This window comes from Clostridium sp., assembly GCF_036660475.1.
Lineage (GTDB): Bacteria > Bacillota > Clostridia > Clostridiales > Clostridiaceae > Clostridium_J.
Map to the genome: position 1 here is coordinate 47,534 of NZ_JAVXAO010000001.1, position 16,333 is coordinate 63,866.

General features: G+C 30.7%; 13 protein-coding genes. 10 read left to right on the forward strand and 3 right to left on the reverse strand.

Going from position 1 to position 16,333, the window contains the following annotated elements:
- The first annotated feature begins 266 nt into the window (after window positions 1–266).
- Both RSA29_RS00190 and RSA29_RS00195 read left to right on the forward strand, forming a co-directional pair.
- Window positions 267–1,013: a flavin reductase family protein gene (locus RSA29_RS00190; RefSeq protein ID WP_346941910.1), complete on the forward strand. Its 747-nt coding sequence runs from the start codon at window positions 267–269 to the stop codon at window positions 1,011–1,013.
- Window positions 1,014–1,065: 52 nt separating this feature from the next.
- Window positions 1,066–2,970, forward strand: a complete 1,905-nt coding sequence (locus RSA29_RS00195; RefSeq protein WP_346941909.1) for an NAD(+) synthase — start codon at window positions 1,066–1,068, stop codon at window positions 2,968–2,970.
- Window positions 2,971–3,074: 104 nt separating this feature from the next.
- Here the strand turns inward: RSA29_RS00195 and RSA29_RS00200 are convergent, their stop codons facing one another.
- On the reverse strand, window positions 3,075–3,497 hold the full coding sequence (locus RSA29_RS00200; RefSeq protein ID WP_346941908.1) for a YaaR family protein: 423 nt from the start codon (window positions 3,495–3,497) through the stop codon (window positions 3,075–3,077).
- 102 nt (window positions 3,498–3,599) lie between these two features.
- On the opposite strand from RSA29_RS00200, the gene RSA29_RS00205 reads away from it, so the two are divergent.
- From RSA29_RS00205 to RSA29_RS00230, 6 genes are all read left to right on the forward strand, one after another.
- Window positions 3,600–4,199 carry a chromate transporter gene (locus tag RSA29_RS00205; protein ID WP_346941907.1) on the forward strand — a complete coding sequence of 200 codons (600 nt, stop codon included), beginning with the start codon at window positions 3,600–3,602 and terminating at the stop codon, window positions 4,197–4,199.
- The gene (locus RSA29_RS00210) at window positions 4,200–4,739 is read left to right on the forward strand and encodes a chromate transporter (protein WP_346941906.1); all 540 of its coding nucleotides are present in this window, start codon (window positions 4,200–4,202) and stop codon (window positions 4,737–4,739) included.
- Window positions 4,740–5,165: 426 nt separating this feature from the next.
- Entirely contained in the window at window positions 5,166–7,817 is a 2,652-nt protein-coding gene (locus RSA29_RS00215; RefSeq protein WP_346941905.1) for a cation-translocating P-type ATPase, read from the forward strand.
- A 357-nt stretch (window positions 7,818–8,174) separates the two neighbouring features.
- Window positions 8,175–9,449, forward strand: coding sequence for a helix-turn-helix domain-containing protein (locus tag RSA29_RS00220; protein ID WP_346941904.1), 1,275 nt, complete (start codon window positions 8,175–8,177; stop codon window positions 9,447–9,449).
- 79 nt (window positions 9,450–9,528) lie between these two features.
- Window positions 9,529–9,660, forward strand: a complete 132-nt coding sequence (locus tag RSA29_RS00225; protein ID WP_346941903.1) for a hypothetical protein — start codon at window positions 9,529–9,531, stop codon at window positions 9,658–9,660.
- Window positions 9,661–9,901: 241 nt separating this feature from the next.
- Entirely contained in the window at window positions 9,902–10,969 is a 1,068-nt protein-coding gene (locus RSA29_RS00230) for a hypothetical protein (RefSeq protein WP_346941902.1), read from the forward strand.
- 100 nt (window positions 10,970–11,069) lie between these two features.
- On the opposite strand, the gene RSA29_RS00235 is transcribed toward RSA29_RS00230, so the two are convergent.
- Both RSA29_RS00235 and RSA29_RS00240 read right to left on the reverse strand, forming a co-directional pair.
- Complete coding sequence (locus RSA29_RS00235) at window positions 11,070–12,071, reverse strand: LacI family DNA-binding transcriptional regulator (protein WP_346941901.1); 1,002 nt, start codon at window positions 12,069–12,071, stop codon at window positions 11,070–11,072.
- Window positions 12,072–12,086: 15 nt separating this feature from the next.
- Window positions 12,087–13,124 carry an aldose epimerase family protein gene (locus RSA29_RS00240; RefSeq protein WP_346941900.1) on the reverse strand — a complete coding sequence of 346 codons (1,038 nt, stop codon included), beginning with the start codon at window positions 13,122–13,124 and terminating at the stop codon, window positions 12,087–12,089.
- A gap of 357 nt (window positions 13,125–13,481) precedes the next feature.
- Between RSA29_RS00240 and RSA29_RS00245 the strand changes: the two genes are divergently transcribed.
- The gene (locus RSA29_RS00245; RefSeq protein ID WP_346941899.1) at window positions 13,482–14,651 is read left to right on the forward strand and encodes a galactokinase; all 1,170 of its coding nucleotides are present in this window, start codon (window positions 13,482–13,484) and stop codon (window positions 14,649–14,651) included.
- A 171-nt stretch (window positions 14,652–14,822) separates the two neighbouring features.
- Window positions 14,823–16,331 (forward strand): UDP-glucose--hexose-1-phosphate uridylyltransferase, encoded by a 1,509-nt coding sequence (locus RSA29_RS00250; protein WP_346941898.1) that lies wholly within the window; start codon window positions 14,823–14,825, stop codon window positions 16,329–16,331.
- Window positions 16,332–16,333 lie beyond the last annotated feature (2 nt).

A 16,333-nucleotide genomic window follows, 5' to 3' on the forward strand; every position in this document is an offset into this window, starting at 1 on the left:
CTTTGCTATATAATACATATGGAGTATTAATAACTTTAATTATTTATTTATATTTATATTTATATTTATTACAAGTTAGTTTATAAATTTGACTCCTTAAAAACCCAAAAGGATTTTATCCTTAATTTTAATTTCCAATATTTTTAATGTTAATTTCTGATTCTAAATCTTAAATTTTAAATTTTTAATTCTTAATTTAACCGTTAAATACTATTCCAGTTTATTTTCAATAAAATTGTGTTAAAATTAGAAAGTGATGTGATATTATGTCTAAAACTACTTTTAAAGGTAGTATTATGCTAAACCCAGTACCTTCAGTACTTATAACTAGTAGAAATTCTGAGGGTAAGAATAATGTTTTTACTGTTGGTTGGATAGGTACTGCATGTACTAAGCCACCTATGATTACGGTAGCCATTAGACCAGAAAGATTATCCTACGATTATATAAAAGATGGAAACTCCTTTGTTGTAAACTTAGCTTCTACTAACCTTGTAAAAGCTGTAGACTACTGTGGAGTGCGAAGTGGAAGAACTACAGATAAGTTTAAGGATATGAATCTTACGTTAAGTGAAGCTAAGGAAATTAACTGTGGGATTATTGATCAGTGCCCTGTTGCCTTTGAGTGTGTAGTAAAATCTATAACTCCCCTTGGCACCCATGATTTATTTTTAGCAGAGGTAGTAAGTTGTCATGTAGATGATAACCTGATAGATAAGGGTAGTAAAATTCATTTTGAAAAGGCTGATTTGCTTACATATTCTCATGGGGAATATTTCAGTGTAAATCCAACTCCTATTGGAAAATTTGGATACTCTGTTGCAAAAAAATCTTCATCTATAACCAAATCTACTGATAAAATTCAAAAACATATATCAAACGATAGTACACCTAAACTTAAGAATAAAGAATCTTCAAAGGATGAATCTTTAAATAAATCGAAGATACATACTAAAAATAATAAGAGTAATAAATCTAAAACAACAAAAACTAAGAAAAGAACGCGTATTTAAATAAAATATAATTAATATTATGGAAAATAATATATGAAAGGTGCGATATTTAATGAACTTTATAAAAGTTGGTTCTGCCTGCCCTATTACTAATGTGGCTGATGTGGACTTCAATTTAGACGAAATTAAAAAATGCCTTAATAAAGCTATTGATGAAGAAGTTAAGGTGTTGGTTTTCCCAGAGCTTTGCATAACTTCATATAGCTGTAGTGATTTATTTTTTCAAGAAAGATTACTAGAGAAATCTCAAATAGCAATTGAAAATCTTTGCGTATATTCTGAGAATAGAGATATTTTATTCACTGTTGGCGCTCCCTTTGAGTATGATGATGTGCTCTATAATGCAGCTTTTATGATATTTAATGGAAAAATTCTTGGTATTGTTCCAAAGAGTTATCTTCCTAATGCTTCTGAGTTTTATGAAAAGCGTTGGTTTAGCAGTGGACTTAACATAACTTCAAGAAGAATAGATTTTCCATTCCAAAAAAGCATTCCTTTTGGAACAAACCTAATGTTTAGAAGTGGGGATGTTTGTGTTGGTGTAGAAATCTGTGAAGATCTATGGGTTACAATTCCACCTAGTAGTTTTCTATCCCTTGCTGGCTGTAATATAATTTGCAATCTCTCTTCCTCTAATGAGCTAGTTAGTAAGGCTGACTATAGAAGAGACCTTATAAGAAATCAGAGTGCTAGATGTATGACTTCTTATATCTATTCTTCTAGTGGAGTTTTTGAATCTAGTACAGATGTATTATTTAGTGGTCATCTACTAATCAGTGAAAATGGCTCAATGTTAGCTGAAAATGAGAGATTTAATCGTGAAAGTGAAGTTATCACTACAATTGTTGATATTGATAAATTAAAGGCTGAAAGATTAAAGAATATAAGCTTTAGAGATAACAAGGCTTTAGTACCCTTTGAAATGGATACTGTAAACTTTAAATTTAATAGCACAAGTATTGAAACCTTTAATAGATATGTAGATAAACACCCTTTTGTACCTTCAAATCCTCTTGAAAGAGATAAACGTGCAAAGGAAATATTCAATATTCAAAGTGCTGCCCTTGCAAAACGATTTACTCATACTGGACTTAATAAAGCAGTAATTGGGATATCTGGTGGTCTTGATTCTACATTGGCACTGCTTGTAGTTGTAAAAACCTTCGATATGCTTAAAATACCTAGAGAAAACATAGTAACTATCACAATGCCTGGTTTTGGTACCACTGATAGAACCTACAATAATGCTCTAGAACTTTGCAAAAACCTTGATACAGATCTAAGAGAAATAAATATTGTGGATGCATGTTTACACCACTTTAAAGATATAGGTCACCCTGTAGATCAACATGATGTAACCTATGAGAATGTTCAAGCAAGAGAAAGAACACAAATCCTTATGGATCTTGCAAATAAAGAAGGTGGACTTTTAATTGGAACTGGTGATTTATCCGAGTTAGCCCTTGGATGGTGCACTTATAACGGTGATCATATGTCTATGTACTCTGTAAACTGCTCTATTCCAAAGACTCTTGTAAGATATCTAGTGGATTATGTTGCTGAGCATGAAAGCACTGAAGAAGTATCTAAAATTCTTTTTGATGTTCTTGATACTCCAGTAAGTCCTGAGCTGCTTCCAAAGGATAAAGACGGCAAAATAACACAAAAGACTGAGGATATAGTTGGACCTTATGAACTCCATGACTTTTTCCTATATAACTTTATGAAGCACGGTGCTTCTAAGGAACGTATAGAATTTTTAGCTAAGGTGGCCTTTAAAGATGTATATTCTGAAGATGAAATTTTAAAATGGTTAAATAAGTTCATGACAAGATTCTTTACACAGCAGTTCAAGCGTTCTGCTCTGCCTGATGGTCCTAAGGTTGGTTCTATCAGCCTATCTCCTAGAGGGGATTTAAGAATGCCATCAGATGCAAGTTATAAAAGCTTTATATAATTTCAAGTAGCAAATATAAAATTAGGAGTTTCATTTTCATGAAACTCCTTCTCACATGCATTCGAATGAGTAAGTTCCACTGACCAAATGTAAAATTTGGAGTGTCACTTATATATGTCTACTATTAGACCTGATATTTCGTCTATGGTGCTTGCTATGTCTAGATTTTCTCTTTCTTCATTTAGTAACATTTGTGTTAATTCTTCTAGTTTGTTATCTACAGTTTCAATTGTTACAAAGTATTGTGTTTGCCAAAAACTTATGTCTTTTTTTACTGAATACATAAATGCAAGAACAGATTCTAGGTATTCTTTTATCTCTTTTTTATAAGCCCTTACATCGGCATAGCACTTAGAAATTACAAGTCTACTACCTTTAGCTTTTATATTTTTAAGCATTTTCTTTAAATCTTCTTCGGATTTTTGTTCTCTAGCAAAATTAAAATTTTTAGAGAAGTCTTGTTTACCACTTACTGGAACTCCCTCTCTTTTTATTGGAGTACTTCTCCCAACTTTTGATATTTCCAAACTAACCCCTCCCTTACAATATAGTTATATTATAAGTAAACTTACGGGGTTTTTCTATAGATTCTTTATTTTAATTGTTAAATTATACTTCGGAGGAAAATTATGAAAAAATTATTAGACATGTTTATTACCTTCTTTAAAATAGGCGCCTTCACTTTTGGTGGTGGCTACGCTATGATTCCACTTATCGAAAGAGAAGTGGTAGAAACTCACCCTTGGATATCTAAAGATGAGTTTATAGATATAATTGCTATATCTCAAAGTTTTCCCGGAGCCTTAGCTATAAATAGTTGCACCTTTATTGGTTATAAAATAGGGGGAACCTTAGGTGCTGTTCTAGGCCTCCTTGGGGTTGCTCTTCCTTCCTTTATTATTATACTAATAATTGCTATGGCTTTTAGTAAATTTCGAGATCTATATGTTATAGAACTCATATTTAAGGGAATTAATGCAGCTGTTCCACTTCTTGTTCTAGTTGGGGTCAATAGCCTCGCTAAGGTTCTCTCAAAAACTACTACAAATATCATTATTATTATAATAACTATAGTTCTTTCTGTATTTTTAAATGTAAATCCTGTTTATATAATCCTTCTCGCTGCCATATACGGAATATTTATAAATAAGGATAATCAAAACTCAACGGATTCTAAAAATCCTAATGATGAATCAACCTCCCAAGTTAATATAAAGGAGGAAAAATAAATGTTATTATTAAAATTATATCTAGCCTTTTTAAAAGTTGGAACCTTTGGCTTTGGTGGTGGATATGCTATGCTTCCTTTAATTCAAAAGGAAATTGTGGATAACAACGCTTGGATTTCCCACTCAGATTTCGTTGATATTATAGGTATATCTCAAATGACTCCTGGGCCAATTGCTATAAATTCTGCTACCTTTGTAGGTTATCGAACTGCTGGATTTATTGGAAGTATAGTTGCAACTCTAGGAGTTGTTACAACATCCTTTATACTTATATCCTTTGCCAATTATTTCTTTACTAAATTCAAAAATTCTAAAATTTTAAGTAATGCACTTAAGGGTATGAGACCTGCACTTATTGGACTTATAATATCTGTATTTTTAACACTTAGCTTTGAATCCTATAGAGATTTAAATAGTTTAATAATAGCAGTAATCATAGGTTTCTTACTATATAAAACTAAAATACATCCTATACTTATCATTGTTATTGCAGCATTACTTGGTATTCTATTTTATGGAATAGTTCCTGCAATATTTTAATCCTTTTTGATTTTAACTGTTCACATTTTCAGTTATATATTTAATTTTCCCTTGCATTTAGCTAAATTGTGGCTTATAATTTTATTTATAAGTATAAGTTCCATATGAGGGAGTAATTACTAGCTTTTAACACTAGGACAAGATCAACATCCTGGCTTTTCAGTCTGGTCTTGGATTAAATAATGAGACTCATATATAGCAGTATAACTGGCTATATATGAGTCTTTTATTTTACATACATATGTGCTTATATTTTAGTTAATATTATATATATATTTTTAATTAAAAGTGTACAATTTATAATTTAAAATTAAAGATAAAATGTATAAATTTAATTAGACTATATATCTATATAAATTAGTAAAATACACTAACTAAATCTTAGATTTAAAGTGTAACCACAATAAAATTTTATGAGGTGATTTTATGTATTTTAATGACTCTAGTGAGGATGTCATAAGTAAATTTAAGACCAATCCCACTACTGGATTAACCACAGCACAAGTTGAGGAAATGAAAGCTAAATATGGTTTAAACAAACTTGCTTCCAAAAAGAGAAAAACCAAAGTTCAGTTATTCTTTGCCCAACTAAATGATATCCTAATTTATATTTTAATAGTTGCTGCTATTCTTTCTGTGGTTGTTGGTAAAGAATTCAGTGATGCAATAATTATAGGTATTGTTATTCTTGTTAATGCAACCGTAGGAATGATTCAAGAATCTAAAGCTGAAAAGGCCCTTGATGCTTTAAAAGAGCTATCAACGCCTAAGGCAATTGTAAAACGTAATGGTGAACTTGTAGAGCTTGCCTCTGAAGAGGTTGTTCCTGGTGATATCATCGTTATTGATGCAGGTAGATTTATTCCTTGTGACATACGTCTTATAGAAAGTGCCAACCTTAAGGTTGAAGAATCTGCTCTAACAGGAGAATCTGTTCCTGTAGATAAGAATGCTTCTTTAGTTATTCAAGATGAAAAAGTATCTCTTGGGGATAAAAAGAACATGGCATTTATGTCTACTTTAGCTACCTATGGCAGAGGTATAGGTGTTGCCGTTGCCACAGGTATGAGTACTGAAATTGGTAAGATAGCAAAAATGCTTGATGAAGGTGAGAATGAACTTACCCCTCTACAAAAGAAACTTGAACAGCTTGGTAAAGTTCTTGGGATTGCAGCTATTGTTATATGTGCTGTAATGTTTGCAGTAGGACTATTCCAAGGTAGAGAAATGGCAGATATGTTTATGATTTCTATCAGTCTTGCCGTTGCCGCAATTCCAGAAGGTCTTGCAGCTATCGTAACTATAGTTCTTGCTATAGGTGTTCAAAAGATGATAAAACAGAATGCTATTATAAGAAAATTACCTTCTGTTGAAACTTTAGGTTCTGTAAATATTATTTGTTCAGATAAAACTGGAACTTTAACTCAAAACAAAATGACAGTAGTTAAATTCTTTGTAGACAATAAATTAAACGAGGCATCAACTCTCGACATAAAAAAACCTAGCGATAAACTTTTACTTGAAAATATAGTGCTTTGTAATGATGCCACATCCACTGCTAGTTCTAAAACTGGTGATCCAACAGAGATAGCCCTTTTAGATGTAGGTAATATGTTTGAAATCTATAAGGATGATTTAAATAATACTCATAAAAGAGTTGACGAAATTCCTTTTGATTCCGATAGAAAACTTATGACTACAGTAAACACCTATGATGATAAGTTCTATGTAATGACAAAAGGTGCTACTGATAATCTTATACCTTTATGTACTTCTGCTTATATAAACGGTGAAATTGTACCTTTAACTGAGGACATTAAAAATAACTTCTTAGAAGCGGCAACCGACATGTCAAATGACGCTATAAGAGTTCTTGGTTCTGCGTTTAAGGTAATTACTTCAACTCATGTGGAAGTTGACACCTTAGAAAACGAATTAACCTTCATTGGCCTTGTAGGAATGATTGACCCACCTAGACTTGAAGTTAAAGATTCTATAGAAATTTGTAAAACTTCAGGAATAAAAACTATAATGATTACTGGTGACCATAAGAATACTGCCTTTGCCATTGCAAAGGAACTTCTAATCGCAGAAGACATAAGTCAGGTTACTAGCGGTGCTGAAATAGATGATATTTCTGATGAGGAACTTGCAAATAGATGTGACAACCTAAGAGTTTTTGCTAGGGTTTCTCCAGAGCATAAAGTTAGAATAGTAAAAGCCTTTAAATCAAAGGGCAATATTGTATCCATGACTGGTGATGGTGTTAATGATGCCCCTTCCCTAAAAGCTGCTGATATTGGTGTAGCCATGGGTATTACAGGTACAGACGTTGCTAAAGGTGCTGCTGATATGGTATTAACCGATGACAACTTCTCTACTATTGTTGCAGCCATTGGAGAAGGTAGAAATATCTTTAACAATATAAAGAAATCTGTAATATTCCTAATTTCTTGTAATGCAGGTGAAATTGTTGCACTATTCTTTGGTATTCTATTTGGATGGGCAGCTCCACTTAATGCAACTCATATATTATGGGTTAACTTAATTACAGACTCCTTCCCAGCTCTTGCCCTTGGTGTAGACCCTGGTGATAAAGATGTAATGAAGCATAAACCAAGAAATCCAAAAGACAGTCTTTTCAAAGGCTCATTATTCACTCTTCTATTTAACGGTGTTTTAATTGGTTCACTAACTCTTATAGGATTCGTATACGGAGTTATGAAATATGGTGACACAGGTGTTACTCTTGTAAATATAGCAAATAACCCTACAGCATTAATGCATGCTCAAACTATAGCCTTTGTAGTTCTTAGCGGAACTCAATTGGTTCATGCTTTAAATATGAGAAGTCCTGATAAATCAATATTCAAAATTGGTATTTTCTCAAACATGTATTTAATTTATGCTATACTCCTTGGAGTAGGCTTACAGGTAGCAGTTATTTATATACCACCAATTGCTAATTTATTTAATGTAATACCACTAACACTAGCAGACTGGGGACTTGTAACAATTCTTAGTTTAATACCATTAGTTGTTAATGAAATAATAAAACTATTTATTAAAGATAAATAAAAAATAAATAGTTATAGATAAGCTCTAAAAGATGCCCTATGAAGTAGACTTTTACTAAGTCACATCATAGGGTATTTTTTATTTTTTTATTAACTCCTAATATAAAATTTCAATGAATTATATTAACTTTTTATCCCATCTCAATTATAAAACCCCAATTAATCAACTCTAATTCTCTACTATATATTCCAAATACCTTCGCACCCCGAAACGTAACTATCCTTTTCAAAGTTTTTGTTACTTTTTTCTAAAATCTATTGTATTTATACAAAATATGCTATAAGATATAATTATAGTAACATTATTAGAATTTTCTTAATACTATAATGTTAATACTAACTAAGGAGATGAAAACATTTGAACTTCTTCAGCCCAGGCGAAAAGATAAAAATATTCAGAAAAAAATTAAACATTAAACAGATTGAGCTTGAAGAAATAGGTGTTTCTAGAAATTACATAAGCATGGTAGAAAGCGATAAGCGCAATCTTACCGGAAAAACTTTAGAAAAATTAGTAGAATTTATAAAAAATAAAGCTACTGCTTTGAATATTAATATTGATATTGATAAAGATAGCCTAGTATTAAGTAGAGAAGAGCAAGCTTTAAACTACTGTAATGATAAATTATTATCTGATTTAGATTTAGCTGGAATTAACCAGATTATATCTATTGGTGAAAAATATAAATTGTTTGATATTTTATCTACTGTTTATTTTCTAAAGGGAGACTTATTATATTCTGAAAATCTATTTGATAAAGCAATTATATTTTATTATGATGCATTAGAGCTTTATGATTCCAATACTGATGATACTATTAAAGCTCAACTATATAATAAACTTGGAAAGTGCAAGCTTCAAACTCTATGTTACGAAGAAGCCCTAGCATATTTCTTCAAGTGTCATTTTCATTTAAATGAAGGTACCGATAAAATCAGTTATCAAAACTGTATATTTAATATAGCTATTACCTATAAAAAGATGGGTGAATTTGATAATGCACTTTTATATATAAATAAACTCTTATCAATATTAAATGCAGATGACAACCTTGATATTTATATTGATATGATGATTTTAGAAGCTAATTGTTATATTAGTAAAAATGAATATACTGCAGCCATAAAAATATATAATCACGCTATAAATGTATATGGCAGTAAGTTAGGGACATCACTTGGGTATATATACAACAATCTAGGATTGATATATACAGATATAAATGAAATTGAAAATGCAATAGACTACTTTGATAAGTCTATTTATATCAGGCAGTTTGAAGATACTTCTACACTATCCCATTCCCTAATTAATAAATCAACAGTATACGTCAAACTTAATTCTAATGATGAGGCTATAGATTTATTAAAAAATGGTATCTCCCTAGCCATCAAATATGGCGATAAAGAATATATGTTAAAAGGATATATGTTACTAGCTGAGTTGTACTCAAATATAAATGATTCTAGAAAATTACAAGAAATTTATTTGAACTTAGTAACTATTCTTAAAGATACTGATTCAGATAAGTTAGTTGATATATACATTAAGCTTTCCGTTCTCTACCTCGATACTGAAAACTATGAAAAATGTAGGGAATATTTAATTAAAGCTCAAGAGTTTACAAAATGATACTGCAAGTTTATTGATTAATTATTTTGCTATACTTATAAAACTTTAAATAAATAATAAATAAAAAGAGGTGATATTAATGAAAAAGAAAATGACTAGAATAGTTGCATGTATTTGTATATTAGCTGTAACTGGATTCTTTGGAATTATGCGTAGTACTGATGATCCAAAACCTAGAGGTGAAGTTACACCAGTAGTTCAAAACGCTTAGTTTTATGAACTCAAACCTTTAATTACTAGACCTAAGTATAGAACTATTCTAAATAATGACATTTAAATTCGTCATATTAGAATAGTTCTTTATTTTTGCATTTAAAATAACTATACCTATTCAACATTAAATTTATTGTAATATTATACAATATAGTGTAAAATATAACTATAATGTCCGGATAATTTGTCGATTGTTCAGAATTATTGTATAAATACTAAAGCAGGATGGTGAGAATTTTATGTTAATTGAAGAAAATAAAGCTAGAATCTATTGCACTGACCAATTGAATTTGAAGTTAACTTCTAATGAGATTGATAAAATCATAGATATTTGCGAAAAATATAATATGTCGGATTTAATATCTTCTGCTCATATCCTTAAAGGCAATCTTTTGTATGAAAAAAACTTATTTAATGATGCATTTTTACAATTTAGCCACGCCTTATCTTCTTATGATAATATTAGTATGATGGATAAAATTTATATATATAATAGGATGGGTGCATGTAAAATTCTTACCTTGCACTATGAAGAAGCTTTAGCTTATCTTTGCAAATGTTACTCTTATGTAATTGATTTTAATGATGTTAATCTTACTCGTAACTGTATTTTTAATCTAGCACTAACCTATAAAAAACTAGGTGAATTTGATAATGCAATTATATATATTGATAAACTTTTAGACCTATCTGATTTAACCCATGATTTTGATAAATATATTGACCATATTATACTAAAGGCTAATTGCTATATTGAAAAAAATGAATATCATACAGCTATCGAGCTTTATACTGAAACATTAAATAAATTTAATCCTACCATTAGTCCATTATCAGGTATTATCTATAATAACCTTGGATTAATTTATCTAGATATAAATGATTTAGATTGTTCTCTTAATTTTTTTAACAAATCCATTTCCATTAAGAATTCTTTAGATATCTCTACATTATGTCGTTCCCTTATAGATAAATCGAAAGTTTATATTAAAAGAAATCTATATTCTGAGGCTATAGAACTACTAGAAAAAGGTATAATCTTAGCCAATGAATATGGAGATAAAGAATACTTATTTAAAGGCTATACTTTACTGGAAGATGCCTATGTAGCCTTAAAAGATCGCAATAAACTTGAAGAGGTTTATCTGCGTTCCCTTCAAGCTCTAAATGACATTGATAGTTGTAAGCTATTATCTATATATAATAAATTAACTATGATTAATCCTAGTTATTTTTCTCACGAAAAACGTAATGAGCTCTTGTTTAATAACAAGTCACTTAAAAATACAGGAATGCATTTTCTATGATCTAAAGATCATTAAAATGCATCCTTTTTTTATTAACACTTATCTATGCGTTAATCATTTCTATGGATTAATATAAAAGAAATTTTTCTGCAATATCACCCTAAAGCTTTTTTGTACTTTCTCTCACTATTAGCTTTGTTGGAATTACAACTTTTCTGCATACTTCACTTCCACATTTTAATCTTCCCATTAAGGTTTCCACAGCAACCTTTCCCATAAAATCTGTATACACTTTTACGGTTGTTAATGCTGGTGTTAAGAACTGAGATGTATATATATCATCAAAGCCTATAATACTTATATCCTCAGGGATTTTATAGCCGCTCTCTAAAGCTGCTCTATATGCACCTATAGCCATGGGATCACTAGCTATAAAAAAGGCTGTTGGAATCTCTTTTTCTTCCATTGCCATTTTCATAAGTTTATACCCATGTTCTGGTAAAAACTCTCCCAAATATATATTGCTGTCCTTTAAATTATTAATGGATTCCATGAATTTCTTATAGGTTTTCTCTCTTTGATCAATTATCTTTTCTTTGCCATTGCTTACATACTCTTCGCCACCTATAAACCCTATGTTTCTATGTCCTTCATCATATAAATGACTTAATGCCCTTGTAACTCCACCTTCATAGTCTATTACTACAGAGTCATATTCTAACTCACTAGGTGAAGAGTCTATAAATACTATTTTATCTGATACTCTTCTTATATTTTGAATTTCTTCCTCACCAAACTTACCTATGGCAACTATTCCATCTATATCTTTATATTGTTTATCCCTATTAAAATTTATATATGTAAAATTAATATTTTCTTCATTACATTTTCCTTCTACAGCCATCCTTATAGACAAAAAATATGGATCTCTAATTTCATCACCTTCAGTATACCAATTAACTATTCCTATATTAAAATATTTTTCCTTAGCCCTCTTTTGCTTACCTGACACATATTTAAGCTTCTCTGCCACCTCAAAAATTTTCTTTTTCGTGTCTGGGGATACATTCAATCCCTCATCAAAATTTAAAACCCTTGAAACTGTTGTCATTGAAACCCCTGCCATGGCTGCAACTTCTTTTATTGTTGCTATAATACTCACCCCTTTGCATTTATTCTAGCTAAATTTAAGTATGGTAGTCCTCCTATATTCTTCTCCTGGTTTTAAAATCGAAGCTTCTTTGAACTCACCATTGTATCCTATTGGCACACTTTGTGTTTCAAAACAACCTGCCATTCTCGGTTTTGCTCTTGTCCCCCCACTCAATAATTTTTCTGTTGGAAAATTCATAGAGTAGAAAACTACAGCTTCAGTGTCTGTTATGACCTCCATAGCTCTCCCTGACTCTTCATCCTTGAAATACACCCCAGTATCCTGATTTTTATTTAGAATCCAACAATGGTCATAGCCACTACCTCTAATAATCTGAATATCCTTAGTTTCATCTATATCCCTTCCAATTTCTTTTCTAATATTAAAATTAAAGGGCGTTTCCTTAACATCTAGTAATCTTCCTGTAACTATAGACTTCTCATCCATTTCAGCAATCTTATCACTATTTATTATAAGTACATGATTTAGTATATCTCTTTTTCCATTCCCAGATAAATTAAAATAGGAGTGATTAGTTAAATTTAATAATGTATTTTTATCCGTAGTCCCAAAATAGCCTATTGAAAGTTCATTTTTATTATTCAAACTATAATAAACTTCCAAATTAACATTACCAGGATAACCACCTTCTCCATGTGCACTTAAACATCTTAATTTTACTCCAACAGTATCCTCAGTTTCCACCACTTCGCCCTTCCATTTTATATCATGAAGCCCAGTTTCACCACCATGAAGTGTGTTCCCATTATTATTTTTAGTTAATACTATTTTCTCACCTTCAATTATTATTTCTCCGCCCCCAATTCGCCCAGCTGTCCTTCCTACAATAGCTCCAAGATAACTATCATTTTCATAATAATCTTCATAATTTTCATATGATAAAACTATATTTTCAAAGTTACCATCCTTATCCCCTGTGAGTATCTTAGTTATAACGCCACCTAAAGACAAAATCTCTACAACCATATTGTTATCATTAACCAATGTGTATATGTCAAAACTTCTATCCCCTTTATTAAATTCACCTACTGATATTTTCATATAAACCCCTCACCTATTTCATCATTTTAAAATTCATTACTGATTCTTCCCCTCATCTTGAATAATGAATTCTAAATCCTAAATCCTAAATCCTAAATTTTAAATTTTAAATTTCAAATTTCAAATCCCACTCTATATTTATTTTACTAAAATAATTGATTATTTTCACTAAATATTTATAATTAAGATATAGACATCTAATAATTCTTATATTCATGTGGAGTTTGATTAAGAAAACACCTTACTGCATTCTGATTATTAGAAGAACCTAGAGTCATTTCCGCCGTTATACCTATATTATACAAGCTTTTAGTGTTATACGGCTAAACATCATATAAATTTAAGGTGGGGATACATGTGGATATAATATCAACGGTTACAAACAAATTTGAAGAAATATTTAATGAAAAGGGCCAAGGTGTATTTTTTAGTCCTGGCAGAGTAAATCTAATTGGGGAACATATTGACTATAATGGTGGTTTAGTATTTCCTTGTGCCATTACTCTCGGTACCTATGGTGTTATTAATCTAAATGAAACTGAAACTATCAGAGCTTATTCATTAAACTTTGATCAAACCGGTATTTTAGAGTTTTCTATAAATGATTTGTCATATAATGAAAATCATGGTTGGGTTAATTATGTAAAAGGAGTCCTAAAAGAATTTAAAGAAGCTGGGCATAATATTAATAAAGGCTTTGATATATTAATTTATGGAACTCTTCCAAATGGAGCTGGACTCTCGTCTTCTGCATCCCTTGAAATGCTTATTGGAAAAATCCTTATAGATTCTTTCCAATTAAATATGAGCAAGGTTGATTTAGCTCTCCTTGGTAAAAGAGTTGAAAATAATTATATCGGAGTTAATAGTGGAATCATGGATCAATTTGCTATTTCCCTTGGCAAAAAACATAATGCCATTGAGCTTGATTGCAATACTTTAAATTATAACTACGCAGAGCTAAACTTTAAAAATGAGAGTATTGTTATAATGAATACGAATAAAAGAAGAGAACTTGCTGATTCAAAGTATAATGAAAGAAGAAGTCAATGTGAATCAGCCCTTGAAAAGCTTAAAGCTATTAAAGATATAAATGCACTTTGTGAATTATCCCTTAAGGATTTCAGGACAATAAAATCAACTATAAATAATGAAATTGAAATAAAAAGAGCTCATCATGCTGTAGCTGAGAATGAAAGAGTTAAACTTGCTATGATTGCTCTTAAAAATCAAGACTTAAATAAATTTGGAAAATTAATGACTGAATCTCATATTTCTCTGAGAGATGATTATGAAGTAACAGGCATAGAGCTTGACACCTTAGTATCTGCAGCTTTAAAACAAGCTGGCGTTCTCGGTTCTCGTATGACTGGTGCTGGCTTTGGCGGCTGTGCTATAGCACTTGTAGATAATAATCATATCGATAAATTTGTAGAAAATGTAGGAATTATATATGAGAATGAAATTGGATATAAAGCTTCATTTTATATTGCTTCAACTTCTGAAGGTCCTAGTTCAATAAGTTAAAGTATTACTTATTGAGCTTCGTTTTATTGAGTTGCGTTTTACCGATTACTCAATTTAGCTGAACTAATCCAGGGTCATATATGCTCTAATGCTCTCACCTATGAAAATATTGTAGTATTACAGCCCTATTAGATATAATATAAATTTTAAATACACAATTGGAGGTACACCATGAATTTACTTTATTCACTAATTAATAGACTAATCGAAATTTCCATAGATAATAAGCTTATAGAACCCTTAGATGAAATATATGTTAGAAATAGACTTCTATCTGCTTTTAACGAGTGTAACTATTCAGAAATTTCAAAGTTATCCACAAACTTCTCTGAAACTTTAGAACAATTAACAGGTATAGCTGTGGATAATGGTATAATCAATGACTATTTACATGAAAAAGATATCTTTTCTAGCAATCTGATGAATTGCTTTCTAGATAAGCCTTCTGTTATAAATAAAAACTTTAAGGGACTGTATAAAAATTCACCTGCTGCTGCTACTGACTATTTTTATAATCTAAGTAAAAACTCAAATTATATTAAGATGGATAGAATCGCTAAAAATGCTTTTTTTAAGACACCTTCTATCTACGGTGATATTGATATTACAATAAATTTATCTAAACCAGAAAAAGATTCTAAGCAAATTGCCCTTGAAAAAAATGTTGTCCGTGGAAACTATCCTAAATGCCTGCTATGTAGAGAGAATGAAGGCTATGATGGTACCATTACTCATCCAGATCGAGGTAACCATAGAACTATTTCATTAGATATAAACAATAAAGCTTGGAGACTACAATATTCTCCTTATGTATATTACAATGAACATTGTATCGTTCTCCTTGATGAACACGAACCAATGCATGTAAGTAAGGAAACCTTTAAAACATTATTGTCCTTCGTAGAGGTTTTCCCACACTACTTCCTGGGTTCTAACGCAGGGCTTCCTATTGTTGGCGGTTCAATCCTTGCCCATGAACATTATCAAGGCGGAAATTATATATTTCCTATGAATAGAGCTAAAAACCTATTCTCCTTTAAACTCAAAAAATACGACAATATTGAGATAACTGCTCTACAATGGCCCTTATCCACGCTTAGATTAAGATGCAAAAATGTAGATGATCTTGTGGAATGTGGAGGTTATATCTTTGATGCCTGGCAAAATTATAGTGATGAAGATCATCATATCCTTGCCTCTACAGAAGGTAATCCTCACAATGCAATCACTCCAATTTGTCGTAAAGAAGATGAGTATTATATTATGGACTTAGCTCTTAGAAATAATAGAACTACTAAAGATTTCCCTGATGGAATCTTCCATCCTCATAAAGATGTTCAACATATTAAGAAGGAAAATATCGGACTTATAGAAGTTATGGGTCTAGCAATTCTTCCTGGTAGATTAAAAACAGAACTAGAGGATATTAAAAACTTTATTCTTTGTAATGATAAAACTGCTGAAGAGAATTTTTCTAAAATTGTCGCCTATCATAAACCTTGGGCTATAGAACTTAAAGAAAAATATAACTCTGATGTTGAAATTAATAGATTTATTGAGATTAACATTGGAAATAAATTTGTTAGAGTTCTTGAAGATGCAGGGGTATTCAAACAAACTCCTCATGGAATAGATGGCTTTAAGAAATTTGCTGATACTATTGGTGCTATGTATCTATAAAT

What these genes read in the sequence shown, in the direction of transcription:
- RSA29_RS00190 (WP_346941910.1), top strand. Translation starts at nt 267, where the DNA reads ATGTCTAAAACTACTTTTAAAGGTAGTATTATGCTAAACCCAGTACCT.
- RSA29_RS00195 (WP_346941909.1), top strand. Translation starts at nt 1,066, where the DNA reads ATGAACTTTATAAAAGTTGGTTCTGCCTGCCCTATTACTAATGTGGCT.
- RSA29_RS00205 (WP_346941907.1), top strand. Translation starts at nt 3,600, where the DNA reads ATGAAAAAATTATTAGACATGTTTATTACCTTCTTTAAAATAGGCGCC.
- RSA29_RS00210 (WP_346941906.1), top strand. Translation starts at nt 4,200, where the DNA reads ATGTTATTATTAAAATTATATCTAGCCTTTTTAAAAGTTGGAACCTTT.
- RSA29_RS00215 (WP_346941905.1), top strand. Translation starts at nt 5,166, where the DNA reads ATGTATTTTAATGACTCTAGTGAGGATGTCATAAGTAAATTTAAGACC.
- RSA29_RS00225 (WP_346941903.1), top strand. Translation starts at nt 9,529, where the DNA reads ATGAAAAAGAAAATGACTAGAATAGTTGCATGTATTTGTATATTAGCT.
- RSA29_RS00230 (WP_346941902.1), top strand. Translation starts at nt 9,902, where the DNA reads ATGTTAATTGAAGAAAATAAAGCTAGAATCTATTGCACTGACCAATTG.
- RSA29_RS00240 (WP_346941900.1), bottom strand. Translation starts at nt 13,124, where the DNA reads ATGAAAATATCAGTAGGTGAATTTAATAAAGGGGATAGAAGTTTTGAC.
- RSA29_RS00250 (WP_346941898.1), top strand. Translation starts at nt 14,823, where the DNA reads ATGAATTTACTTTATTCACTAATTAATAGACTAATCGAAATTTCCATA.